General features: G+C 58.1%; 17 protein-coding genes and 1 pseudogene. 8 read left to right on the top strand and 10 right to left on the bottom strand.

Annotated elements, in window-relative coordinates:
• Nucleotides 1–5: 5 nt before the first annotated feature.
• The 3 genes and pseudogenes from KUA11_RS03780 to KUA11_RS03770 all read left to right on the top strand — a co-directional run bounded on the left by KUA11_RS03780 (nt 6) and on the right by KUA11_RS03770 (nt 2,877).
• Nucleotides 6–923, top strand: coding sequence for a cation diffusion facilitator family transporter (locus KUA11_RS03780; protein WP_368040929.1), 918 nt, complete (start codon nt 6–8; stop codon nt 921–923).
• A gap of 142 nt (nt 924–1,065) precedes the next feature.
• Nucleotides 1,066–2,403 (top strand): annotated as a pseudogene (locus tag KUA11_RS03775) (chloride channel protein); the annotation flags it as partial.
• Between the two features lie 54 nt (nt 2,404–2,457).
• Nucleotides 2,458–2,877 carry a secondary thiamine-phosphate synthase enzyme YjbQ gene (locus KUA11_RS03770; protein ID WP_217409207.1) on the top strand — a complete coding sequence of 140 codons (420 nt, stop codon included), beginning with the start codon at nt 2,458–2,460 and terminating at the stop codon, nt 2,875–2,877.
• Nucleotides 2,878–2,889: 12 nt separating this feature from the next.
• Here KUA11_RS03770 and KUA11_RS03765 read toward each other — a convergent pair whose 3' ends face one another.
• Both KUA11_RS03765 and KUA11_RS03760 read right to left on the bottom strand, forming a co-directional pair.
• Entirely contained in the window at nt 2,890–3,273 is a 384-nt protein-coding gene (locus tag KUA11_RS03765) for a hypothetical protein (protein ID WP_254454667.1), read from the bottom strand.
• Between the two features lie 230 nt (nt 3,274–3,503).
• Nucleotides 3,504–4,535 (bottom strand): glycosyltransferase family 4 protein, encoded by a 1,032-nt coding sequence (locus KUA11_RS03760; RefSeq protein WP_217409054.1) that lies wholly within the window; start codon nt 4,533–4,535, stop codon nt 3,504–3,506.
• A 181-nt stretch (nt 4,536–4,716) separates the two neighbouring features.
• On the opposite strand from KUA11_RS03760, the gene KUA11_RS03755 reads away from it, so the two are divergent.
• Complete coding sequence (locus KUA11_RS03755) at nt 4,717–6,534, top strand: ABC transporter ATP-binding protein (protein ID WP_217409053.1); 1,818 nt, start codon at nt 4,717–4,719, stop codon at nt 6,532–6,534.
• 74 nt (nt 6,535–6,608) lie between these two features.
• Here the strand turns inward: KUA11_RS03755 and KUA11_RS03750 are convergent, their stop codons facing one another.
• From KUA11_RS03750 to galE, 4 genes are all read right to left on the bottom strand, one after another.
• A complete protein-coding gene (locus KUA11_RS03750; RefSeq protein ID WP_217409052.1) occupies nt 6,609–7,205 on the bottom strand; it encodes an acetate uptake transporter in 597 nt (198 codons plus the stop codon).
• A 151-nt stretch (nt 7,206–7,356) separates the two neighbouring features.
• Nucleotides 7,357–8,058, bottom strand: a complete 702-nt coding sequence (locus KUA11_RS03745; RefSeq protein ID WP_254454631.1) for a trypsin-like serine peptidase — start codon at nt 8,056–8,058, stop codon at nt 7,357–7,359.
• Between the two features lie 50 nt (nt 8,059–8,108).
• Nucleotides 8,109–8,537, bottom strand: a complete 429-nt coding sequence (locus tag KUA11_RS03740; RefSeq protein ID WP_217409050.1) for a cytidine deaminase — start codon at nt 8,535–8,537, stop codon at nt 8,109–8,111.
• Between the two features lie 3 nt (nt 8,538–8,540).
• Nucleotides 8,541–9,530: a UDP-glucose 4-epimerase GalE gene (gene galE / locus KUA11_RS03735; protein ID WP_217409049.1), complete on the bottom strand. Its 990-nt coding sequence runs from the start codon at nt 9,528–9,530 to the stop codon at nt 8,541–8,543.
• Between the two features lie 188 nt (nt 9,531–9,718).
• On the opposite strand from galE, the gene gluP reads away from it, so the two are divergent.
• The 3 genes from gluP to KUA11_RS03720 all read left to right on the top strand — a co-directional run bounded on the left by gluP (nt 9,719) and on the right by KUA11_RS03720 (nt 13,975).
• Nucleotides 9,719–10,993 carry a glucose/galactose MFS transporter gene (gluP, locus tag KUA11_RS03730; protein ID WP_217409048.1) on the top strand — a complete coding sequence of 425 codons (1,275 nt, stop codon included), beginning with the start codon at nt 9,719–9,721 and terminating at the stop codon, nt 10,991–10,993.
• 156 nt (nt 10,994–11,149) lie between these two features.
• Nucleotides 11,150–12,055 carry a LysR family transcriptional regulator gene (locus KUA11_RS03725; RefSeq protein ID WP_217409047.1) on the top strand — a complete coding sequence of 302 codons (906 nt, stop codon included), beginning with the start codon at nt 11,150–11,152 and terminating at the stop codon, nt 12,053–12,055.
• An 84-nt stretch (nt 12,056–12,139) separates the two neighbouring features.
• Nucleotides 12,140–13,975: an FUSC family protein gene (locus KUA11_RS03720; RefSeq protein WP_217409046.1), complete on the top strand. Its 1,836-nt coding sequence runs from the start codon at nt 12,140–12,142 to the stop codon at nt 13,973–13,975.
• Here KUA11_RS03720 and KUA11_RS03715 read toward each other — a convergent pair.
• Together KUA11_RS03715 and lysA are read right to left on the bottom strand one after the other, a co-directional pair.
• On the bottom strand, nt 13,945–16,686 hold the full coding sequence (locus KUA11_RS03715) for a DUF4175 domain-containing protein (RefSeq protein WP_217409045.1): 2,742 nt from the start codon (nt 16,684–16,686) through the stop codon (nt 13,945–13,947). The two genes, KUA11_RS03720 and KUA11_RS03715, sit on opposite strands and share 31 nt — an antisense overlap.
• Nucleotides 16,683–18,026: a diaminopimelate decarboxylase gene (gene lysA / locus KUA11_RS03710; protein WP_217409044.1), complete on the bottom strand. Its 1,344-nt coding sequence runs from the start codon at nt 18,024–18,026 to the stop codon at nt 16,683–16,685. The genes KUA11_RS03715 and lysA overlap by 4 nt, the downstream gene beginning before the upstream one ends.
• 173 nt (nt 18,027–18,199) lie before the next feature.
• On the opposite strand from lysA, the gene KUA11_RS03705 reads away from it, so the two are divergent.
• Complete coding sequence (locus KUA11_RS03705) at nt 18,200–19,030, top strand: DUF4422 domain-containing protein (protein ID WP_217409043.1); 831 nt, start codon at nt 18,200–18,202, stop codon at nt 19,028–19,030.
• A gap of 52 nt (nt 19,031–19,082) precedes the next feature.
• Here the strand turns inward: KUA11_RS03705 and KUA11_RS03700 are convergent, their stop codons facing one another.
• Together KUA11_RS03700 and KUA11_RS03695 are read right to left on the bottom strand one after the other, a co-directional pair.
• Nucleotides 19,083–20,072 (bottom strand): CgeB family protein, encoded by a 990-nt coding sequence (locus KUA11_RS03700; protein ID WP_217409042.1) that lies wholly within the window; start codon nt 20,070–20,072, stop codon nt 19,083–19,085.
• 29 nt (nt 20,073–20,101) lie between these two features.
• Nucleotides 20,102–23,122 (bottom strand): glycosyltransferase, encoded by a 3,021-nt coding sequence (locus tag KUA11_RS03695; protein WP_217409041.1) that lies wholly within the window; start codon nt 23,120–23,122, stop codon nt 20,102–20,104.
• Between the last annotated feature and the right edge of the window lie 26 nt (nt 23,123–23,148).

The following is a 23,148-nucleotide window of genomic DNA, read 5'->3' as shown; positions in this document are numbered from 1 at the left end:
CCACCATAGAAAACGCCCATCAAAAGCATCTCGTTGCCTGGGTCAGCCTCGGGGTCAGCATCGTTGCACTCGGCCTGAAATATGCGGCCTGGCATGTCTCAGGCAGCGTGGCCCTGAAGTCCGATGCGTTGGAGACGATCATCAACGTAGTGGCGGCTGCCGGTGGCCTGTGGGCTATCCGACTGGCCGAGCGTCCGGCGGACCACAATCACACTTATGGCCACTACAAAGCCGAGTATCTCTCCGCCATCATCGAAAGTGCGATGGTTTTTGTCACTGCGCTGTTGATCGGCAAGGCATCGTGGGACGGCTTTCAGCATCCGCACAACGAAATGGACTCGCCCTGGCTGGGCATCGCGCTCAATGCTGCGGCTACAGGTGTAAATCTTGCTTGGGGGCTGACGCTTTTGCGCATTGGACAGCGCATGCGCTCTCCCGCTCTGGTGGCGGGCGGCCAGCATGTTCTCTCGGATGTCTGGACCGGCATCGGGTTGGTCGCAGGACTATCACTCATTCCATTGACGGGCTGGCACTGGCTCGATCCGGCCATTGCGGCGTTGATCGCCGTGAACGTGCTGCGTGTGGGTTGGGAAATGCTGCGTCAGTCCGTTGCCGGCCTGATGGATGAAGCGCCGGATTCCGCAACACTCGAAAAACTGCATGACGTGATCGCAAGTCACGCCACGGGTGCGATCGAAGCGCATGACATCCGCATCCGTGAGGTGGGAGCCATCACATTCATTGAGTTTCACCTCGTAGTGCCCGGCACCATGACGGTCTCAGTGGTGCATGACATCTGTGACCGGATCGAAGCGGGACTGCGTGAAAATCTTGGCCGTTGCGTCATCCACATCCATGTGGAGCCGGAGAATAAGGCCAAGAGCGAAGGAATCGTGCTGGCGCACCCCGCGCAAATCCATTGATGGAACCGGACAATTTCACAAAACATTCCATTTTGTGTTGGAATGACGGTGTTGCGGGCGTAGCGTAAGCTGGGTCATGCGCATTTCGCATGAACTGCAAGACGTTCACAGGTTGCAGATCATTCCAACCCGCCAAGGCATCATGTCCTCCACAACGACCGGCCGTATCCGTCATTTTCGTGAAACCGCCCGCATGACGACGGTCGAATGGCGACGAAAGCTTATCGTGTGGACCGGCTCCATCATGGTTGGGCTTGTGGCGGTAGCTTTCGCCGAACTGGCTGATGACGCCGCGCATCTGCGTTCGCATATTCTCAAAATCAGCCCCTGGTTGATGCTGTTCATCACACCGGCGGGCCTCGCCCTGTCCATCTGGCTGACACGCACCTTTTTCCGGGGCGCACAGGGTTCGGGTATCCCACAGGCCATCGCCTGCATGCATTTGTCCAATCAGGTTGTCGTGGACCGCATCCTCTCCCTGCGGATTGCAGCCGCCAAGATCGCCCTCACCTGCCTTGGTCTTCTCGCTGGCGCTTCCATCGGGCGTGAAGGGCCAAGCGTGCAAATCGGTGCCGCCATCATGAACGCGGCGGGACGTTTCCTGAATCTGAGCGAAACGATTTCGCGGCGGGCGCTCGTGCTGGCAGGTGGGTCCGCCGGTGTGGCGGCGGCTTTCAATACACCGCTGGCCGGCATTGTGTTCGGGATCGAGGAACTGGCTCACTCCTTCGAGCAACGTACAAGCGGCGTGATGCTAACGGGCGTTGTGCTCGCCGGTGTGACCGCCATCGCCCTGACGGGAAACTACACTTATTTCGGCCATACCGATTCAGTGGTGCCGCTGGGCGTCAGTTGGCTGGCGGTGATTGCCTGCGGTCTTCTCGGAGGTGTTGCCGGTGGCTCCTTTTCCGCAATCCTCATTCGTGCGTCGAAGGGACTGCCGGGGAGTGCTGGTCAGTTTGTCGCGCGGCGCCCCATTGCTTTCGCTGCGCTGTGCGGGTTGGCTCTGGCCATTATCGGCCTTGCTTCAGGTGGGATGACGTATGGCACCGGCTATGCTCAGGCCCGTTCCATCATTCAGGGTGAAGAACACTATCCCGCTTCCTATTTCGTGCTGAAATTCCTCGCCACTATCATCTCCTATTGTTCCGGCATTCCTGGAGGACTGTTTGCGCCTTCGCTATCGGTCGGTGCGGGTATGGGAGGCTGGATCGCGCAGTTCCTTCCCCACACCACACCCGGAGCCGTGGTGCTACTTGGCACGGTGGCCTACTTCGCGGCGGTCGTGCAGGCGCCTCTTACAGCCACCGTCATTGTTATGGAAATGTGCGATAACCAGCAGGTGACACTCGCCCTTCTGGCCAGCGCGTTCCTCGCCTTCGGTGTCTCACGTACCATCTGCAAGCAACCGCTTTACGGTGCGTTAGCCGAGCGTTTCCTGCGAACGGTGTCATCGTCCAGCCCGCCGCCAGAACAGCCTACTGAGATTTCGCCGAAACCCGAAAGCCTGACACAACGTAGGAGCAACCTTTTTATGCGACAAGAGACCCACAGGCTGAGCTTCCGCACGCATGGGAAAGGATTGCTACCTGTAACCCGCCCTGTGCTTGAGTGGGTGCATCAGACCGGCATTTCCACCGGTCTGCTGACGTTATGGTGTCCTCACACCTCCTGCTCTCTCACCGTGCAGGAGAACGCCGATCCCAGCGTGCGCGAAGACATCGTCCATTACTTCGAGCATCTAGTTCCGGAGGAGAAAGGCCTCTACCGCCACACGGACGAAGGGCCGGACGACATGCCGGCCCATCTGCGCACGATGCTCACTCAATCGGGTCTTAGCATTCCGGTTCTGGAAGGAGCGCCTTCACTGGGTGTCTGGCAGGGCATTTACCTGTTCGAACATCGGCGCATGCCTCATCACCGCGAGATTGTCCTGCATCTTCTAGGTGAATGAGGAAGGCTGCTCCTACGATGTTTTGGGAGCCTGCTGTGCGTTTGCAGGTTCGTTGACGGAAATGACAGCCTCATCGGAAATCGACACCACATCCGTTGGACGCTCGCTGTTGGCGCGTTCCTGTTGGGCGATGCCTGCCGTCGTGTTGCGCAGACGCGCCATTTCTTCACGGACATCGTTGAGGATTTCTATCAGGGCCGCATGGTCTTCCGCCGCCCTCTGATCGCTGCCCCGCGCAAGAATGGCGCTGCCCACCATCAGCGCCGGTAGGGCGACAAGCTGGATGCAGTTGCTGATATAGAGCAGCGGTCCCTGCCAGTCCGGCTTCAGAATGGGGATGAGCGAAAACAGGAAGAAGGCGTAAACACACCAGATGCTGCCAAAGATGATCGTCATGCGTACGGCAAGACGATCATTGAACCGGTCCACCAATCCCGGCGTGGACGGAGTGTCGTCATTCCGATGGCGGTCACGGTAGAACCAGCTAAGCGGATGCCAGATATTATGATGGTTTTTCACGAAACAAGAACCTGACTGTCAAAATTGCAATTCTCTTGTGAGAGTGAGCACAGCAGGAGGCAGGGTCAACCATCCCTGCCCTCATGTCAGGTCATCGTCTCAACCTGTCAGGCATCGGCCTTGCCGGTCAGACGGCGATACACCGCCAGATAATCCTCCGCCATGCGACGAGCGGTGAAGCGCCGCTCGAACTCACGACGGATCACCCCCCGATCCAGCGCCTCCACCGCCGGATACGCTGCGATCGCTTCGGCTTCGCTCGTGACAATCGCCCCCGTCAGACCGTCTTCCAGAATCTCCGGCACCGAGCCGTGCCGAAAGGCTATGACCGGCGTTCCGCATGCCATGGCCTCGATCATCACCAACCCGAAGGGTTCCGGCCAGTCGATGGGCATTAGAAGCGCTCGCGCTCCCGAGAGAAAAGCCGGTTTCTCCGCGTCTCCGATCTCTCCGATCATTTCCACGCCTTCTCCCAGCATGGGAATAATTTCACGTTCGAAATACTCTGCGTCAGCCTTGTCCACCTTGGCAGCGATTTTCAGCGGCAGCCCCACGGCCCGAGCAATGCGGATTGCCTTATCGATGCCCTTTTCGGCGCAGATACGCCCAAGAAAGGCGAGATAATGACCCGGCCCCTGTTGCGGTGTCAGCAAGTTCTCAGGGAGGCCATGCAGGACGGTCGCCGCGTAGTTGGCCTGAGGCAACGGGCGACGCTGGCTGTCCGAAATAGAGACGATGGGCACTTGTGGAAAAGCATTGAAAACGGGCTGAAGCTCCGGCAGATCAAGCCGCCCGTGCATGGTGGTGACAAAAGGCACGGACTGACGGCTGAAATAGGTGAACGGCCAATAATCCATATGAAAATGCAGAACATCGAACTCATGCGCGCGGCGCGCCACGTGCTCCATGAGCAGCATATGCGGGGCGATCGGGTCGCGAATTGTCGGGTCGAGGCGCAGTGCGCGCGGCCAGACCGCATCCAGTTCCGCCGAGGTCACACTGTCACCACTTGCGAACAGCGTCACATCGTGGCCCATTGCCGTGAGTTCGTCCGTGAGGAAGGCCACCACCCGTTCCGTTCCACCATAAAGTTGCGGTGGAACCGCCTCGTGAAGAGGTGCAATCTGGGCAATACGCATGGACCGGTTTCTCCGCGTTCTTTTTTGTATTTTCAATGCACGACAGAACGGGTGCCATCCCCCGAAAGCTGGAGAAAGTCCACCGCCGTCCCAACACTTCGGATGACGTGACGAGCACAGACTGTGCGAATTTCTTCCCACTTCACCAAACGCCTATACTCCCTGAAAAGTTGACAGGCTCATGACGCATGGACAGTCCCGCTTGAAACGTGACGAGGATATGACCATTCTCGACAGCGAACTCCCGCGCTATGCGGGCCATCCTGTCCGTTTCCTCTTCCGCTATATCCGCCATCGCCTTGCTCCACACGTCGTGGTGTTTGGATTCGTAGCGCTGGCCGTCGGGTGCGCTGTGTTCGCCTCCTCCGCCATCCGGCATCTGGTGGACATCATGAACAGCCATCCGCACGGCCCTTATCGCCCGGTCTGGATGGCCGTTGCGTGGCTTGCCGGGGTGATCGCGCTCGACAATCTCTCATGGCGCGTCGCGGGATGGTACGCCGCCAGAACCTTCGTGGCCGTGACAGGCGATGTAAGACGCGACCTGTTCCGGTTTCTGACCGGTCATTCCGCCGGCTATTTCTCAGACCGGATGCCCGCAGCCCTTGCGTCACGCATTTCCACCGCCGGTGCCGCCACGTTCACTCTTGAGAGCCTGCTGGCGTGGAACATTCTGCCGCCCTGTCTGAATGTACTGCTTTCCATCGGACTGATGGTGAGCGTCAGCCCTCTTATGGGCAGCGTCATCAGTTGTCTGGCGTTCGCTCTTGCCGCTGTAATGTTTCGCATGGCGCGCGCGGGGCGAAAACTTCATGCGGCCTATGCTTCTTCCGCGGCCGGTGTGGATGGAGAGATTCAGGACGTCATCGGTAACCTACCACTCGTCCGCACTTTCGGGATGCTGGGTTATGAGCGCAGCCGTCTGGGACGTATTCTGGATAGCGAAATGGGGGTGCGGGGCGTCTCCTTGCGCAACATGGAAAAGCTGCGCCTCGTTCACGCTTTTCTCACCGCCGTCCTGACGGCGGGCCTGCTCGTATGGGTGGTGACACTCTGGCAGCACGGCAGCGCCACCGTGGGCGACGTGGTGATGGTCGTAACGCTCGGCTTTCTGATCCTGCACGGTACGAGAGATCTCGCAGTGGCACTCGTGGAGACGGTGCAACACACTGCTCGTCTCGGCGAGACGCTTTCCACCATCCTGCTGCCCCACGAAATGGATGACCACGCCGACGCCCACGGTTTCCCGCAGGCCCCGCAGGGTGAAATCTGTTTTCGCGACGTGACGTTTCACTATCCAACAGGCCCGAACGTGCTGGAGCACTTCAATCTGCACGTCACACCCGGAACGCGCGTGGGGCTTGTCGGGCGCTCCGGCTCGGGCAAGAGCACGGTTCTCGCCCTGCTTCAGCGGCAGCGTTATGTGCAGGGTGGCGCGGTGCTTATCGATGGACAGAACATCAACGACCTGTCCGAAGAATCCTTGCGCGGCTGCATGTCCGTAGTGCCTCAGGATGTCTCGCTGCTGCATCGCTCGGTGGCCGACAACATTCGCTATGGCAAACCGCAGGCCACCGAAGAGGACGTACGAGCAGCCGCCGACGCGGCGGGCTGCACGGACTTCATTCTTGCCCTGCCGGAAGGTTTTGCGACACAGGTGGGCGATCGTGGAGTGAAGCTTTCGGGTGGGCAGAGGCAGCGTCTGGCCATTGCCCGCGCCTTTCTGCGCAACGCACCGATCCTGATTCTTGATGAGGCCACCAGCGCACTGGACAGCGAGAGCGAGCATCATATCCAGCTAGCGCTGCATCGACTGATGAAAGGACGCACCGTGATCGCGGTGGCGCATCGTCTCTCGACACTCAAGGATTTTGACCGGATTGTCGTGATGCAGCAGGGCCGTATCGTGGAGGACGGCTCCCCCTTCGCGCTGGAGCGGCGTGAAGGCCCCTATCGCGAGTTCCTCTCGCTTCAGGCGTTTGACATTCCGCCTCTGTGATTTCCGGTCATGGAAAGCCCGCCCATCTTGCGACGGGCGGGCTCCAGACTGGATGCACAAAAAGAAACGACGTTTCAGAAAGCGATATGAGCGCGGTTGCCCGAAATGGTCGGGCGAGGTGTGCCGATCGGCAGGATCGGATGACCGAGTTGGGCTTCCAGCACTTCCGCCATCGCGAGATAGAGTGCGGACGCTCCGCACAGGAGTCCTTCAAAGCCGGCAAAGCGGGTGATCGCGATGTTGCCCGTGAACTCTCCGGCCGCAAGCAGCCCGAACAGCACCACCAGTGAAGCGAACACGAATTGCAGCACACGGTTAGAGCGAAGGGTTCCGATGAACATGAACGCCGTGAAAATGCCCCACAGCGAAAGCCATACGCCCATCCCCATGGGATCGGCTGCAGCGATCAGACCCAGTTTCGGCAGGAAAATGAGCAGCACCAGCGAAATCCAGAAGGCGCCATAGGATGTAAAGGCCGTCATCCCGAAGGTGTTGCCCTTGGGATATTCCAAAAGGCCTGCACACATCTGCGCTATGCCCCCGAACATGATCCCGGTGGCCAGTACTGAAGAGTTCAGCGGCAGAAAACCCGCGTTACAGACATTGAGCAGAATGGTTGTCATTCCGAAACCGGCAAGTCCAAGCGGTCCGGGATTGGCGAACTGACCCATGATGGATTCTCCCCTTCAGATGGGGTTGAAACAGCGGGGAAAGCCAGTCGAGCCAGCACCCCTTGCTGCAATCCTTCCGCTTTGATCGCCAGTTAATCAACAATAATGATAACTGAGATACGATATTATAATATCACGTTTCCGTGTCGGTTCAGGGCGTAACGGCGCCGGTATCGATCAGCGGCACGGCGGCCCCTCCTCGCCCATAATTTGCCAGTGCCTGCACACCAAAAACCGTCCACCCGCCGTTCTGTCGCCCCAGAAGAGGCGCGCCGCTGCTGCCGCGTGTCGCATCGCAGTCATGATCGATCAGGACATGACCGTTTGTCGTTCGATTTATCCCGAGAATCTGACAGTTCAGGTCAGAGCGCACGACCTCGCTGAAGTCCTGTTCATAACCACCAAGAACCACGGCTGAACCCGGCACCGGCAGGTTTTGGGCAACGGGCAGAGTCTGCGCGCGGGTGGCTACAGGCGCTTCAAGAAACAGCGTGGCGCGATCGAACGCGGCGGTCGCTGCTTCACGGCGGGGATCGTATTCCGGCGGAACGAGAAACCGGATAGCTCGGGCGTGAGCGGCGTAGTGTCCCCGATCATAGGCACGAAGGAAATGGACATCATGTGGCCGAATGAAGTGACCAGTCCGAGCGATGAACAGACAATGCGCAGCCGTTTCCACGACATTCGGTGCAATCAGGAAGCCCGTGCAACGTCCGCCAAGTTCTGTCTGCACCCGCCCGATCGCGCTCCACGGCAATTGGGACATATCCACCGATTGACGTGCATCGCTCGCTCCGATCCCTGGTCGAAGCGGCATGACCTGAGCCGTGGCGGGTGTCTCTGTCACCAACATGACGGTGAGAACCAGCCCAATAAAAGAAAATCCTTTTGCCCACTTCGTCATTATTTCACGACAGGAGCAGTCTGTAACAACGTCGTCGGACCGAAGCTGTCTGGCAACAGTTCCGCCAATGTGCGCACGAGCAAAACCCGACCTACCGGATCGACCATACGCACCCTTAAATCCGGCTCTCCAAATTCACGCAATTTCTGGCGGCAACCGCCACAAGGTGCGCAAGGTGCCGGTCCAGTCCCGCACACCACGACTTCATCGATCCGTCGCCCGCCCGCTGCCACCATTGCCGCAATGGCGCCACCTTCGGCGCAGATGCCTTCCGGATACGCGGCATTCTCAACGTTGCAGCCTGAAAACACGCGCCCATCGTCACAGCGCAAGGCCGCCCCTACGGCAAAGTGCGAATATGGTGCGTAGGCCCGTTCCCGCACGGCCACCGCCGCAGCTATGAGTGGATCGGCGGGCGCTGCCGTCATGGCTCAGGCGCCGTAACCCTTTGGATGCGTCTTGCGCCATGCAAGAGCCGTCTCCACCGTTCGGTCCAGATCGGTGAACTCGGGCTTCCAGCCAGTCGCCGCCATCAGGCGTGCGGGGCTTGCAATCAGACTGGCGGGATCACCCGCACGGCGTGGGCCTGCTTTCCACGGCACCGGAAGACCGCTCACACGCTCGACGGCACGAATGACTTCCAGATTGGAATTGCCGCGTCCGGTGCCCACGTTGAAGGTCACACTACGATCAGTCAGCAGTGGTAGAACCGCAAGATGCGCCTGCGCCAGATCGGTGACGTGAATGTAGTCGCGCACGCAGCTTCCATCCGGAGTGGGATAATCGTCCCCAAACAGGGTCAGAGCCGGGCGACGCCCCAGTGCCGCGTCAATCACAAGCGGGATGAGGTGAGTCTCGGGGCGATGATCCTCGCCCGCGCGGCCTTGCGGGTCCGCTCCGGCGGCATTGAAATAACGCAGGCATGCGCTACGCAGACCATGAATGCGATCCGCCCAGTACAGTGCACGCTCCACAACGCGCTTGCTCTCTCCATAGGCCGAGCCGGGATCAACGGGCGTGTCTTCGTCGATTGGCCCATCTCCTGCCGTTCCGAACAATGCAGCGGTGGAGGAGAAGACAAAGCGCTTCACGTCATTACGCACGCAGGCGTCGATCAGTCCGAAACCCAACCCACCATTGGCGGACATGTACATCATCGGATGTTCCATGCTTTCGCCCACCAGTGAGAGCGCCGCAAAATGGAACACGCAGTCCCATGGACCATCGCCCAGCACACGGTCCAGAAGCGGCAAATCCGCCAGATCGCCTTCAATAAAACACGCGCCAGCCGGCACAGCCGCACGATGACCTGTGCGCAGGCTGTCGAACACCGTCACTTCATGTCCAGCGTCCAGAAGCGCCAGCACCATGTGGCTGCCGACATAGCCGGCGCCGCCGGTCACAAGAAAACGACTTGCCATGATCTCACCTTAATCCTTGATCTCTGACCGGCGCTCAGCAGGCCTTCTGTCGGACTTTAATGACGTTTTACGTATCACATTGTTTCGTCGTCATTAACCTTCAAATGCCCGCAAGACCCAACCGTTTCCCTTTCGGATCGATCTGCTCTAACCACCGATAGCTTCTGCTCCTTCCGGAATGTCCCCTCGTGTCGTCTTCGTCAGTCCTATCACGTCATGATCGCTGCCCGGCCGGGTCCTATGGCTGGCCTCCGTTGATCGCAACGGCCGCGCTCTTTTTCCTCATCGGCTTCGTGACATGGTTGAACGGTCCGCTCATCGCTTTCGTGAGAGTGGCTTTTTCCCTCTCCGACACGGGCGCCTTTCTGGTTCCGTTCGTCTTTTATCTTTCCTATCTGTTTTTTGCCCTACCCGCCGCGTGGATCACCGACAAAATGGGACTCAGGCGTGGACTGGCACTCGCTCTTGCCATCATGAGCATTGGCACCGCTCTGTTTGGACAGTTCGTGGCAGCACGCTCCTATAGCGGGGCATTAGCCGGACTGCTGGTGCTTGGCTGCGGCCTTACCCAGCTTCAGGTCACGGTCAATCCGTATGTGAGCCTTCTCGGCCCGCACGATCGGGCTGCACAGCGCATCGCCATCATGGGGTTGTGCAACAAATGTGCCGGCATTCTTGCTCCCATCGTGCTGGCGGCCCTTGTCATGCGCGACATCGGCGGCGTGGTCGAGGCTGCGCAGAACGCCCCCTCTGCAGCCGCGCGGGGAATCATTCTTTCCGGGTTCGCGCAGGCCATCTACCTTCCCTATCTCATCATGGCGGGCACGCTTTTTCTCGCATCTCTGGCCGTCGCCTTTTCGCAGTTACCGGATCCGGTGTGCCCTGACGGAAACGCTCTTTCGTCCAGTCGCTTTTCCATGTCTCCGCGCCTGACATTCGGCATACTCACAACTTTTCTTTATGTCGGCGTAGAAGTGTTGGCTGGCGACGCCATCGGGACATATGGACAGGGTTTCGGGCTGCCACTCGAACAAACACGGTTTTTCACAGCCTTCACGTTGACCGGGATGATGGTAGGTTACGTGCTAGGTCTTGTCTGCGTGCCCCGGTTCCTCTCCCAGCAACACGCGATGATGCTTTCCTCTCTGGCTGGCGTGTTTTTTGCCCTGACAGCCCTCTTCACTCATGGATATCTTTCCGTGCTGTGCGTGGCCTTTCTCGGTCTTGCGAACGCCATGATCATGCCAGCGCTTTTCCCTATGGCCATTCGGGACAGTGGTCCGCATGTGGCACGGGCTTCTGCGCTTCTGGTGATGGCTTTCTCAGGCGGTGCTTTTGTTCCGCAGATATTCGCGTTGCTGAAGCCCTTGATCGGTTTCCAGGATGCGTTCACGGCGCTCGCTCTAACTGCCTATGTTATTATTTTGTTTTATAATCTTATATTTGGAGGCGAAAAAATATGATGGTGCATGATGTAATTTATATAATACATTGTTTTTAAAATATATTTTTATCAAATAACCAACTGCGTATTTTTCGTGGACGATTTTTATCTCAGATATGGCCTTACATTTCTTATTTAACAAGTTGATATTAAAACATTCTCAAAGAAAGAGACGATGTTCCTTCGGCAACTGACCTATCTCGTGGCGCTGGATCAATACCGGCATTTCTCCCGGGCTGCCGAGCATTGTGGCGTGTCTCAGCCCGCCCTTTCCGCGGCTATACGGCAGCTGGAAAACGAACTCGGACTCACTATCATCCAGCGTAACCGACGCTTTCAGGGGTTCACGCCCGCAGGAGAACGTGTGCTGGCCTGGGCACATGAGACCTTGGCCGATCTGGGAAATCTCAGACAGGAAGCGTCCTTTGCTCAGGATATCGCGGGAGGCTCCATCAGCCTGTGCGCCATACCGCCCACCGTGCTCGTCCTGCCTCTATTGCTGGAAAGTTTTCGGGCAGTGCTACCCGCTCTGCATGTGAACGCCACCATCTGTCCCAATGCAGACGCCTTGCATCATCTTCAGGAGCACCGCAGCCAACTGGCTCTGATGTATCTCGATCAGGTGCCATCCGGTGGTCTTTTCGACACTCATCCTCTCTACGATGAACAGCAGGTTCTCGCTGCGGCTCCAAGCGTTGCTCTTCCCGGCACACGGCATATTGGCTGGGAGGATTTGAGCGACCTGCCGCTGGGGCTGTTGAACAACGATATGCGCTGCCGCCAGTTCGTAAATGCAGCCTTTCAGTCAGCCGGCATCACACCCACCATCACTCTTGAAACTAATTCCGTGACGCTTCTGCATGCGGAACTGCTCAACGGACGGATTGCCACGATACTGCCAATTGCCGCCCTTCCACTTCAGGCGACACCCGATGGCCCTCTCCAGATAAGAAAACTTGCACCGACCAACGGAAGTACGATCGGTCTCGTCAGATTGGCCCGTCCGATGCAGACCGCACTGACAACCCGCATGTGGGAAATTGGCTGCCGGCTTTCACTGGATGATGTTTTCACCCTCTGACGCCCTTCATAAACAATGCTTATGAAGACATCACAACAAACGCTTGGACCCGGACGGTCTGTGTGAGGCACCGGGGCCATTGTCATGCCCGCTCTCTCCAGCCGCACCTTTTTTCATTTCAACACATGGGAGTGGCTACTCGCCCCGACCTTTCCCTCCTTCGTGTTTGCGATACGGACGTCTTTCGCCGCCGCCATCTCGCTTCTTATCGCCATGTGGATGGAGTTGGACAGTCCGGCGTGGGCGCCACTCACCGTATGGGTTGTCGCTCTTACTTCCCGGGGAGAAAGTCTTGCCAAGGCCCGGTGGCGTGTTGTGGGAACTGTCATCGGTTGTATGGCCGCCATGGCGCTGATTGCCGCTTTTCCCCAACAGTCCGGTCTTTTCTTTCCTGTCCTCGCACTCTGGGTGGGCACATGCTGCGCTACCGCCACCCTGCTGGACGGATATCCAACCTACGGTCTTTTGGTGGCAAGTTTCACCTCCACCATTGTGGCCACAGGTGCGGCCAGCAACCCCGACACAGTGTTCGATGTGGCGGTGTCTCGCGGCACCTACATTATCCTCGGCGTGCTTTGCGAGACGCTTCTGGCCATTCTCTCCATGCCCAATTTGCAGGCAAAAGCGCACCTTCGTCTGCTCAACCGGCTTTACGCTCTCCGTTCCTCCGTAAGCGAGATCATTCTCCATGCCCGTGAACGGAAGGATGACCCGACCGTCCGCTTCCAGCTTTTGGGAGAACTTGCGCAAGCCAATAACCGCTTGACCTATGACGCTATGGAAATGGGGCCACATCTTCGCGTGGCAGATCATGCGCGGGCCGCCCTCGCCTGTCTCGTGGCGCTACTTGCCCGAAGTCGGGTGGAGGTTTTGGCTGGAGAGCCCGCCGAAAACCACTGGCTTGCCCATGATTGGAACAGGTTGGAGGAACATATTCACGCCTGCGAAGTGCCGCGCCACGGTGACCGCTTCCGCTTTCGTGTGTTCTCCCGGCGTAGCTTCAACGACGCACGCGACAATGGACTTCGTGCCTGTGGCGGTATTCTTGGAGCATGGCTCATCTGGGAAACCACAGCGTGGCCAGCAGGACTAAGTTTTGTTTCGTTCGTCTCGCTGGTCTATGGCCTTCTTGCCACCCGAGAAAATCCTCTGCTGGCATCATCCAGTTTTCTTGCAGGAGGCATCTTCAGCGTGGCGGCGGCCACCCTGTGCGCCTTTCTTCTCGTTCCGGCTGTCACATCCCCGGAACTGCTTGTCGTTGTGCTGATGCCCTTCATGGTCGTCGGCGGTCTCGCGGCCACACGTGCGGAAACGTCAGGCTACGCCTTTTCCTTCAACATGTTCCTGCCTGTGCTGATCGGTCCCTCCAATCAGGGACGTTACGACGAAATCGGTTTTCTCAATGGCGCAATGGCTTTTCTGTGCGCCATCCTGTTTGCTCGCTGGACCTACCGCAGCATCATGCCATTCCAGCTCGACCACCATATGCGCAGCACGGAGCGCTGGATCGGAAGCCAGTTGCGCGCTTTGGCACGTAACAGCAATCGGCTCGATCCGCATGAATGGCTAGTACAGAACGCCAACAGTCTGGTGCGTCTGACACGCGTGGCCTCGCGCATCCCCGCGCCAGCACTCCTGCCCTATATGGAGCGCTCTCTGACCATTTTAGAGCGTGGGTTGATCCTTATCACTCTGCGTGACGTCCAGCGTGCGCAAGAGACCTCTCCCGCCCTCAAAAATGCGCTTACTCTCTTTCTGCACCACTGGCAGAAGCATGGGTTTCGTGAAGCCGATGTTCGCGCGCTTCTGAACGCCTCTTCTCCAACGAGCCGCGCGAGAGATATCGTCACCTCACACTGTAACGCCCTGCTGGCCAGCAGCCATGCCTCTCAGAACGACTTGAGCAGTCGGTCCAGATAATCGAGTTCCTCTTTCGGGCGTGTGCGGTCGGAGTCACGACGGCGCAGTTCTTCCTCGATTTCATGGGCCCGTTCACGCGACAGCGTATCGGGCAGCTTTCCTCCCTGATCGACGGCTGAGTCCTTGCCCTCACCCGTTGCCCGGCCCAGTGGGTCACGATCGGTCTCCTGATCGCGCTCTGAACCTCCATCATGTCCAGAGGTGTTGTCCTCGTCTCCGCCGCCCTGCTGTCCCTCGCCTTCCTGACCCTGCCCTCCGAAAGAAGGCAGAAACGTCGTGGAGCCAGATCCGCCCCCGCCATTGCTCTGCAACGCCTGCTTCATTTGTCCGCGCCCCTGCTGCAGAGCCTTGAGAGCCGCAGATTGTGCTTGAGAAGCCGCCTGATCGTCTCCTTGTGCCAGAGCATGCCGTGCATCCTTCATGGCTTTCTCAGCCGTGGAAAAGGCTGGGACATCCTTGCCGGAAAGCTGCTTAAACTCGCTGCCGAGTTCCTGCGTGGCACGTGTCAGAGCGTGCTGCGCCGCTGCGTCATTATGCGTCTGTTCCGCAGATGCCTCTTTTTCCTGCTCCGATGATGGAGGGGGCGGAGGTGTCGGCACCTGTTGTGTGGGCGCAGGCGAACTCCCAGCGTCGGGAGGGACAAGTCCCAGTTTCTGCAAAAGTTCGGTCGTGGACATGCTTCCCATGTCCTCTTCGCCGCCACCCTGCGACGGCTGCCCTTCCCCTGCCTGACGTCGCGCTTTGTCCAGACGCGACTGGGCATGATCGAGCAGGCCGGACTGCTGGCGCACCAGATCGTCCAGCCCGGCCGCCTGCTCACGCAGTTTCTGTTGCGCCACCATTTGCTGGGCGAGCTTGGCCATGTCCTGCGGCGTGGCGTTACGCATCTTCTCGATGGAATCCTCCAATTGCTGGAGTTTCTCCATCGCATCGCCCCCATGCCCCTCAGCGGCGTCGTTCTGCAGCCGCTCCATCAGCTTGCGGAAAGCCTGATCCCCCGATTTCGTGAGACCCGGCAGATCGGGAATTGCAGAGCCATTGCGAATGGCCTGTTCGGCCAATGTCTGCATCTTGCGCGAAATGGCGCTCCGCAGATCATCCATCCGCTTCTTCAGTTCCGCCTGATCCTGCTGTCCATGCGCATTATCCTGACGCATATGCTGCAACTGCTGCGACACGGCTTCTTGGGCCGCCCGGACATCAATCGACGCGAGCGCGGCTTCACGTCCCCCGTGCAACTGATCCTCAATGTCGAGCGCCAGATCCCACAGGCGGCCGACCGCTTCATCACGGGCCGCTGGATCGTCCACATCCGCGTTGTTCAGCAGGGCTACGATGGCCGCCAGATTGAGAAAGGTTCCGGTGTTCTCGGCAATGGGACCGGGGGTGTCACCCAGTGCGGCCAGATCCTGCGCTGCTTCGGACCGACCTTCTCCACCCAATGCAAGACGTCGCCGCAGATCCAGCACAGCCCGCGCAACGGGAGAGCGGAATGTCCGCGATCCCAACCGGAATGTCGCAGCGTTACTGCGCGCCTCCTTGCCACTGACACTCTTTGCCACCAGTACGCCAACCACCTCTTCCCCTGCCCATGGATCGTCCGAGAGATCGGGGGTGAGCGCACCTTTCGCTTCCAGAGGATGACCGGACAGAGGCACGGGAACCTTGAAAACACGTGAGCTACCCAGCAATCCGGGATGGGCAAGCCGCATCTCAACCGTCAGCGTGTCGAGACCGTAGGCATGGGCCGCCCGATAGGGCAGCCGCGTCCGACGTCCTCCTTTTTCACCGCCCGGATGCCCGCCCCATGCGACCTGCGGCATCCGGTCAGGCGCTACATTCAGTTGCCATGACGCGATGGTACGTCCCCGGCTGGTGAGCGCTAACGAACCGGATCCACTCAACACGGCCTGCACACGCCACGACTGGTCTCCCAGTGGTTGCGTAACCAGATTACGAAAATCGCCGCACACCCGCGGTGCTGCCGGCAGTCCGCTGATCGTCGCCACAAGCATAGAACTTTCCGGCACGACACCAGAAGGTGCCCCATCTTTCCCAAGAAACACGGGAGCCGAGGGCGCGTAGGAAGGCGGCGTGATCCACGCTTCGACACGTGGCAAGGGCACATCCGGGTCGTCGATACCCGGAACAAGAGCCGCCACCAGCCGTCCCGGAGCATGAGAACCCGCGAGTACACCGGCGCCCGCACAGGCAAGCAGCACGATCGCAGCACTGCTCGCTCCTTTGAGGGATGCGAGCCGCACCCCGCCCGTTCGCAACGGACCGAGAGCGGCCAATATTCTTTGCTGATGAACGCCCCACAGACCTTCCGCACCGATATGTGCTGGATGATCGGCCAGTGCTTCGAGAGGACGATTTTTCAGGTCGGAGGCCATCTCAATACGTCGATCGGTAACGGCACGCGATGGTGGCACAAAGCCACTCAGCCCCCGCCGCACCAGCCACACGACCACTCCAGCAGTTCCGATTTCCACACACGCATGCAGCCAGTCCGGCAAGGACTGGGGAACACGCAGGAGCCCCGAAAGACCATAAAGACCGGCAACGGACACAGCAGGGGACAACCTGACAATCAGACGCTCGCCTGCAACCAGACGCCGAGCACGCTGCCGCACGGCTGCCAGTCCTGCCTCCCGTGGAGGCGTGAGTGTTGTCGCGTTTGTCAGATGCTGCGGTCCGGCTTCACTCATGCCACCTCTTCAGAACCATTTGGAAAGCGCTCGTTCCCCCACAGTTCCTCAACCGTCTGCCTCGGGCGGATCACGCTCCATGTGTGACCGTCCACCAGCACCTCTGCCGCCAGGGGACGGGCGTTATACGTGGAACTCATCACTGAGCCATAAGCTCCCGTATCGAGAATGGCCACATGCGCGCCCCGCTGAAGATGAGGCAGCAGCCGTGCCTGCGCAAAGGTATCCCCGCTTTCGCACACCGGCCCGACAACGGAAACCATTTCCGGCTTTCCCATGGCGTCATGGGCTGAGAGAGGCAGAATTCCATGCCATGCGTCGTACAGCGAAGGTCTCAACAGATCGTTCATTGCGGCATCGAGCACGAGGAAAGACGCCCCTCCCGTAACGGCCTTGCGCAGCACGACACTCGCCAACAGCACACCTGCAGGAGCGGCTATCCAGCGTCCCGGCTCAATGGCCAGTCGCACGTCCAGATGACCCAGTTCCGCACGGATCGCTCCTGCCCACGCATCTGGCGATCCCTCGCCCTCGTCACGGTAGCAAATGCCCAGTCCACCGCCACAATCCACGACCGAAACAGCCAATCCTTCCGCTCGTGTGGCGCGCACCAGTTCGGCGATCCTGGCGTAGGCGGCCCGATACGGCGCAACCGTGAGGATCTGGCTCCCGATATGCACGGCATAACCAACAGCTTTCACCCCCGGCAATTTCTGCGCACGGCGATAAAGCGGCAGTGCCTCATCATAAGGGATGCCGAACTTGTTGCCCGCGACGCCCGTGGTGATTTTGGCGTGTGTCTTGGCGTCCACATCCGGGTTCACGCGCAGAACGATATTGATCTCGCGGTCCATGCTACTGGCCAACGCGGAAATGATTTCCAGTTCCTCAACGCTTTCAACATTGATCTGGGCGATATTTTCTTCCAGAGCCAGTCGCAGTTCCACGTCTGTCTTGCCCACACCGGAAAAGACTATTTTCGACGCCGGAATCCCTACCTTGCGCGCGCGCAGAAGCTCACCTCCACTGACCACGTCCGCACCAAGCCCACATTCCGAAAGAATGCGAAGCACGGCAAGGTGATCGTTGGCTTTGACGGCGAAATGCGCTGAAACGGAGAGACCTGCGGCCTCCATCGCACCAAGAAGCCGCGCGGCACGCTTGCGCAATGTGCCAGCGCTCATCACCCAGCACGGCGTGCCGACATGGTGGGCAATCGCCTCCAGTGGGATCTGTTCAAACAGAAGCCCATCATGCGCATCCAATGAGAGATCTGGATGCGTTGCCAGCAATTTCTGAACACTCGGGTCGGGTGTGGAAAAATCAATCGGGTCGGCCATTCCGACAGGTTACCGCCTTGCCTCTTCCTTGCCAATCAGGAGCAAGAGAAAGCTCATCATCAAAAATCTTACCTTTGAAGCAAGAGCGAGATTCTTAAAAATTCGTTGATATTCGCTAAAAAACGGCCGACATCTTTCACAGATATCGAGACAAAAACGGACTTTGCATCAAGATGACTTCACTCAAGATCTTTACTCTCCTGCATCAGCCTCCTCGTATAAAGCGGTCATCTCTCCTCTTCTCAGATCTCGTAACGGGAAGCTACAGTTGTTCCGGCGGTTCGTGGCTGGGCGATCTGGACGGAATCAATATCAGTCGAAAGAACACGCATTCTGAAATGCGCGGACAATACTTTGTCTGGAAAAATCTCTGTGACCGTTACGAATATATCGGTTTCGAGCACCAGCGAAGAAAGTTCTTCCTCGATTTCATGGGACGTAATCTGACACAGGACATAAATAGCGAGTTGTTTAATGTTCGTCGGCGGGAGGCCGTCCAGAAGTCAGAGCAAACTTATCCGGTTTCTTCAGAAACATTCTCTTTCTATGTCGCTCAACGTAGCACGATGGCTTCCGAAGAAACGGATCACATCATCAACTTTGTCGGCTCACATGACATTATCTGCCAACGTCCCCATCGAGGGGTGCTTGTACAGGATCTTTTCGCCGGTTTTTTAGGGCAGGAAGGCTGGGATGACCTGATCGCGGCTATTCGTCATGTCGATATAAACAACTGCTTTGATCTTGACGCCATTTCAGACACGGAGATGGGTTGTTATTGCAATATGTATATCATGAAAACGTCCATTTTTCACGAATACATGACATTGTGGTGGGGCGTGATGAACCATCTCATCGAGAAACGTGGCGAACCGGATCGTCAAATGGGACATTTTGCCGAAAGATTGTTTACACTCTTTCTAACGCAAAAAATGCTGTCCAATCCTATGCTAAAAGTCGGCTTCCTGCCCCTTCTCTTCTGTTCCAATCCAGAGGGATATTAAGCCCTCCCTTCCTTCCATCTAGATGTGCAGAGATGGAAGGAAGGATCGTCCTTCAGTTCTGGAGGATTCCGTTTTCCTTCAGGATTCCCAACGCCTGCCGAATGCGATGGCCATATGTGTGATCCGCCATGGTGCGTGCCTGCGCCTTTTTAGCGGTTTCCAGCCGGAGGGCATCGTTGTCGAGATAGGTCGCAATCAGCTTGTCGAACTCGCGACGGTTCGAAAAGGAAGGAATCTCGTCCTTCGTGTAGTAACGACGGATTTCATAGGTATCCTCGTGAAACACCTGAAGAGCCCCCGCAGCGGCTGCCTCGAAGGTACGCGGTCCGGGTGTGGACGGCGCGATCATGAAGCGCTTGTTCTCGAAGTTCAGGCTACGTCCCAGATTAAGAACCAGTTTGGAGCGCTGGTAAAACTGGACAAGCTGTTCTTTTTCAAGCCGCGCATCCGAAAAACCGATACCCAACTCGCCCCAGCCCGGTCCGATGATCTTGATGTTCAGGTTGCGCAGGCTCGGGAGAAGACCACGCACGATGTCCTTACGATTGGTAAAGGCCACGCCGCAGAACAGCACGTCGATGGTGCGCTCGACGGCCTCATCAATGGGGCGGTAATGCAGCTTAGGGCAGGCAGCTAGGGGAAGATGCCAGACATCCTTGCGGGTGTAGAAATTCGATCCCCATCGTTCGCATGAAAAGATCGCATCGAAATCATTGGCAATGCGATAATTCGCGTCCTGCTCATAAGGGTCTTCCGTCGCCCAGAAGACGGTAGCCGCGCTAATTTTCTTGGCTTCGCGGTTGACCTCGCCAAAATAGGTGCTCTCAGGAAGATAGGAGCCGATACCGAACACGATGGTGGGTTTGAGGTAACGGATAGCCGCAGCCGCACCGCTGATATTGGCGGCCACCACATTTTCCTCGCCAAAGCACTCCGCCCAACCCGCCATGATGGATTCACGGATCTGCGCATTGGCCTGGGATTCGAACCGGCCACCACTGCAGATCAGAACCCTTCCGGAATACTCACCCGTCTTTGTCATCTCTTCTCTCCAGCCCGAGGCTTCTCGGTTCATCCAGCTCGCAACAAGGCGTCAGCCCGGCGCACGTTTTTCAGAATTCCGGCAACAGCAGCATCGAACCGGGCCGGATCGCATTCCTGTTCCACCCTTCCGATCGCAGCGTCCCGCACGTTTTCCCACAGAGTCTGATTGCGGTACAATTCCACGATCGATGCCGCAAAACGCTGCGGATCGGGCTTGCCGCCGGAGAGAATATCCCTCCCTGCTGTCCAGCCGAGTTGCTCGATCAACAGATCGCTCGCTACGACCGGCAGCCCCAGAGCAGCGCTTTCGTGAATCTTGTAGGGGATACCTCCAGCGAAGCGAGTCGGTGCGACAAAAACCCGGTGGCTATCATGGAAACCACGCAGATCCTCCGCTTCTCCGACGATTTCCAGCCCTTCGCATGCGTGTAACGGACGCATATCCACGCCGCGGGAGCACGATCCCACCACCGTCAGGCGCGTATCCGGACCAAGTTCCGCACGCACAAGCGGCATCACTTCACGCGCGAACCACAGCAGCCCATCCAGATTGGGTGATTCCTCGTCAACAATCGCACCTACGAAGAGCAGGCCATGCCGCTCACCGAAAGAGCGCGGCGTGGGAGACGGACGCAGCGAATGTCCCAGAACGGTGACATTTCCATGCCCCGCCTGTCGGATCATCTCGGCTTCGCGCTCATTTACAGCCACAACCTGCTGGCAGAAATACGCGCACTCGAACTCGCTCCGAAGTTCGTCCTCCAGCGCCGGACGCGCGGCATCAGACCCCTTCTCCAACACCTCATCACGCAGACGCAGACGCGGGCTGACAACCGCTTCCGTGTCGAGCACGAAGCGCGTTCCGGGAAGATAGCGGTGGTTCTTGTGAAGAACAGGCAACAACCGCGCCAGATTATGGGTGCGCCCGATCCAGACCAGATCGAAAGCCCCCGCACGCTCTTCCAGAAAACCGTCCAGATCCCGTGCGGAACGGTCGAACAGAACTTCTACCGTATCCGGAAAATCACCATAGATATTACCAAGTGAGTGGTAATACGCATCCACCGGAAAGATTGTTACAGCGCACCCTTGGCGCGCCATGCTGCGCACGATGTCGTTTGACCGCACATATCCCGATCCGAGCCGCCGCAACGGTACGCGATCCTCGATAAATAGAACCCGCGGCCGCGTGGGTGGACGCGAACGCGCCATCACGACGTTACTCAGATGCGCCGGATACTGATTGCGCAGGAAGTCCGCCTGTTTCGAGAGAAAGATGCGTCGGTTGCGTTGCATCAGCGCGTGGGAGGCCGATGAACTGGACGATCCGAATTCCAGATGTTCGATCACGACAGAAGGATCGTACACCACGCGGTATCCACTGCGGATCAGCCTTACGCAGAAATCGGACTCCTCGAAATACGCGGGCGCATAAGCCGTGTCGAAACCGCCCATATTGCGGGCAAGCTGCGTCGGCACGAGCAGGAACGCTCCCGAACAATAGTCCACGTCCCGCACAAAATTCGCTTCGGGACAGTTGGGATCGGCATCGCGCAGATACCCGTAAGCCCCACCGTCACGCCAGATGATCGATCCAGCTTCCTGAAGTTTTCCATTCGTACGGATGATCTTGCCGCCGACCGCGCCAATACGTCCATCGGAGCCAAGACGGCGCAGGCCGTTTTCAATCGCACCGGGTGCGAGCCTGACGTCATTGTTCAGATACAGAACCGCCTCGGCCTTCGCCATCTCCAGCGCCATGTTGCACGAGAGGAGGAAGCTCGCATTATGCTCCAGATGGCGGATGGTCGCGCCCTGCACGTAATGTTCCAGATCGCGCGTCTCATCACGCGAGCCCGAATCGATAATGATGAGATCGATCGCTCCACGGAAGCATCCGCGCAGAGCCGACAGCGCCATCATGGTCAGAGGGAACTGATTGTGCAGCACCATGAGAATGCTGACTGCCGGACGCCCTTCATACGAGAAGTCGAGAGGCTCCCGTCCCGCATCCACAAGCAGTCCTGCCGCTTCCCGACAGAACATCATCTTGGTGTGGATCTCATCGGGAACAATGTTTTTTCGATGTTCCTCATGCGCCACCCAATGCGCAAAAGGATCACGGAAGATGCCGCTGTCTACGTCTTCACGCACAAACGCCTGTGAAGCATAGATCGCAAGAGGCACATCCTGTGCAGGCTGACGGCCCTCCATCGCACCAGCAGCCAGAAAATGATCGTAGCCGGAGCGGAAGTGGCCGGCGACGATACACTCCTGCACGTCGGGATATGTCGCGCGATAGAAATCTTCCGAAAAACCCGCCTGCGGCGAGAGTCCGTCCCGCTCTCCGGTCGTCAGATAATGGTGAAGGGCGTTACGGTATTTCCCGCCTTCCACCTCTGCTCGCGCCTGAGGATAGTGTTCGAGGTACCAGTGGGGATCGAAATACCAGGAGCACCGCTTCTGGTCGGCAACCTCTTTCGGACTTCTCAGGAACTCACCGAATGGTCCGGCATTGTCATTTTCCAATGCGGGATGATTGGCTCCATTTCTGGATTCAAGCCGCCGCACCGATGGATCGAAAAAAAGAGAACCCGTGCGAAAATCCGCTTCACTACCGGACAGGTAATGCGCATAGCCGTTCGCATGGCCAGCAGCCTTGAGCGCCTGTTCTGTCAGTTCGGGATTGGCGGCACGATAAAATGCTTCGGAGAACAGCCAGTGAGGAGACCGGTCTGGATAACCGTAATGCAGATAATGCTGAAAACCTGAAAGCAGGTCACCGGTTTTGATCGCAGCTACGACATCGGGATTGGTTTTCCGATACCAAGCCTCATCGAACCATATATTGGGAGAAAACCCTTTGGCCTGTCCCAGTCTGCGGTAGTGATCGAGAGCGTCTTCGCACACATCGCTTGCAATGGCGTCTTTCGCTTCCGGGTACGATGCCACGTACCACGCCGCCTCGAAGCGTGCCCACTGAGGCACACTGGAGGCAGCGTCGTTCCATTCCAGAGCGCAGGGCAGCACGTCCTCATCCGCCATCATGCACAGCCTTGCTCAGACAGGAAAAC

Origin of the sequence: Acetobacter estunensis, assembly GCF_019083805.1 — a bacterium.
GTDB lineage: Bacteria > Pseudomonadota > Alphaproteobacteria > Acetobacterales > Acetobacteraceae > Acetobacter > Acetobacter estunensis_A.
This window is presented reverse-complemented; position numbering and strand designations above follow the sequence as displayed.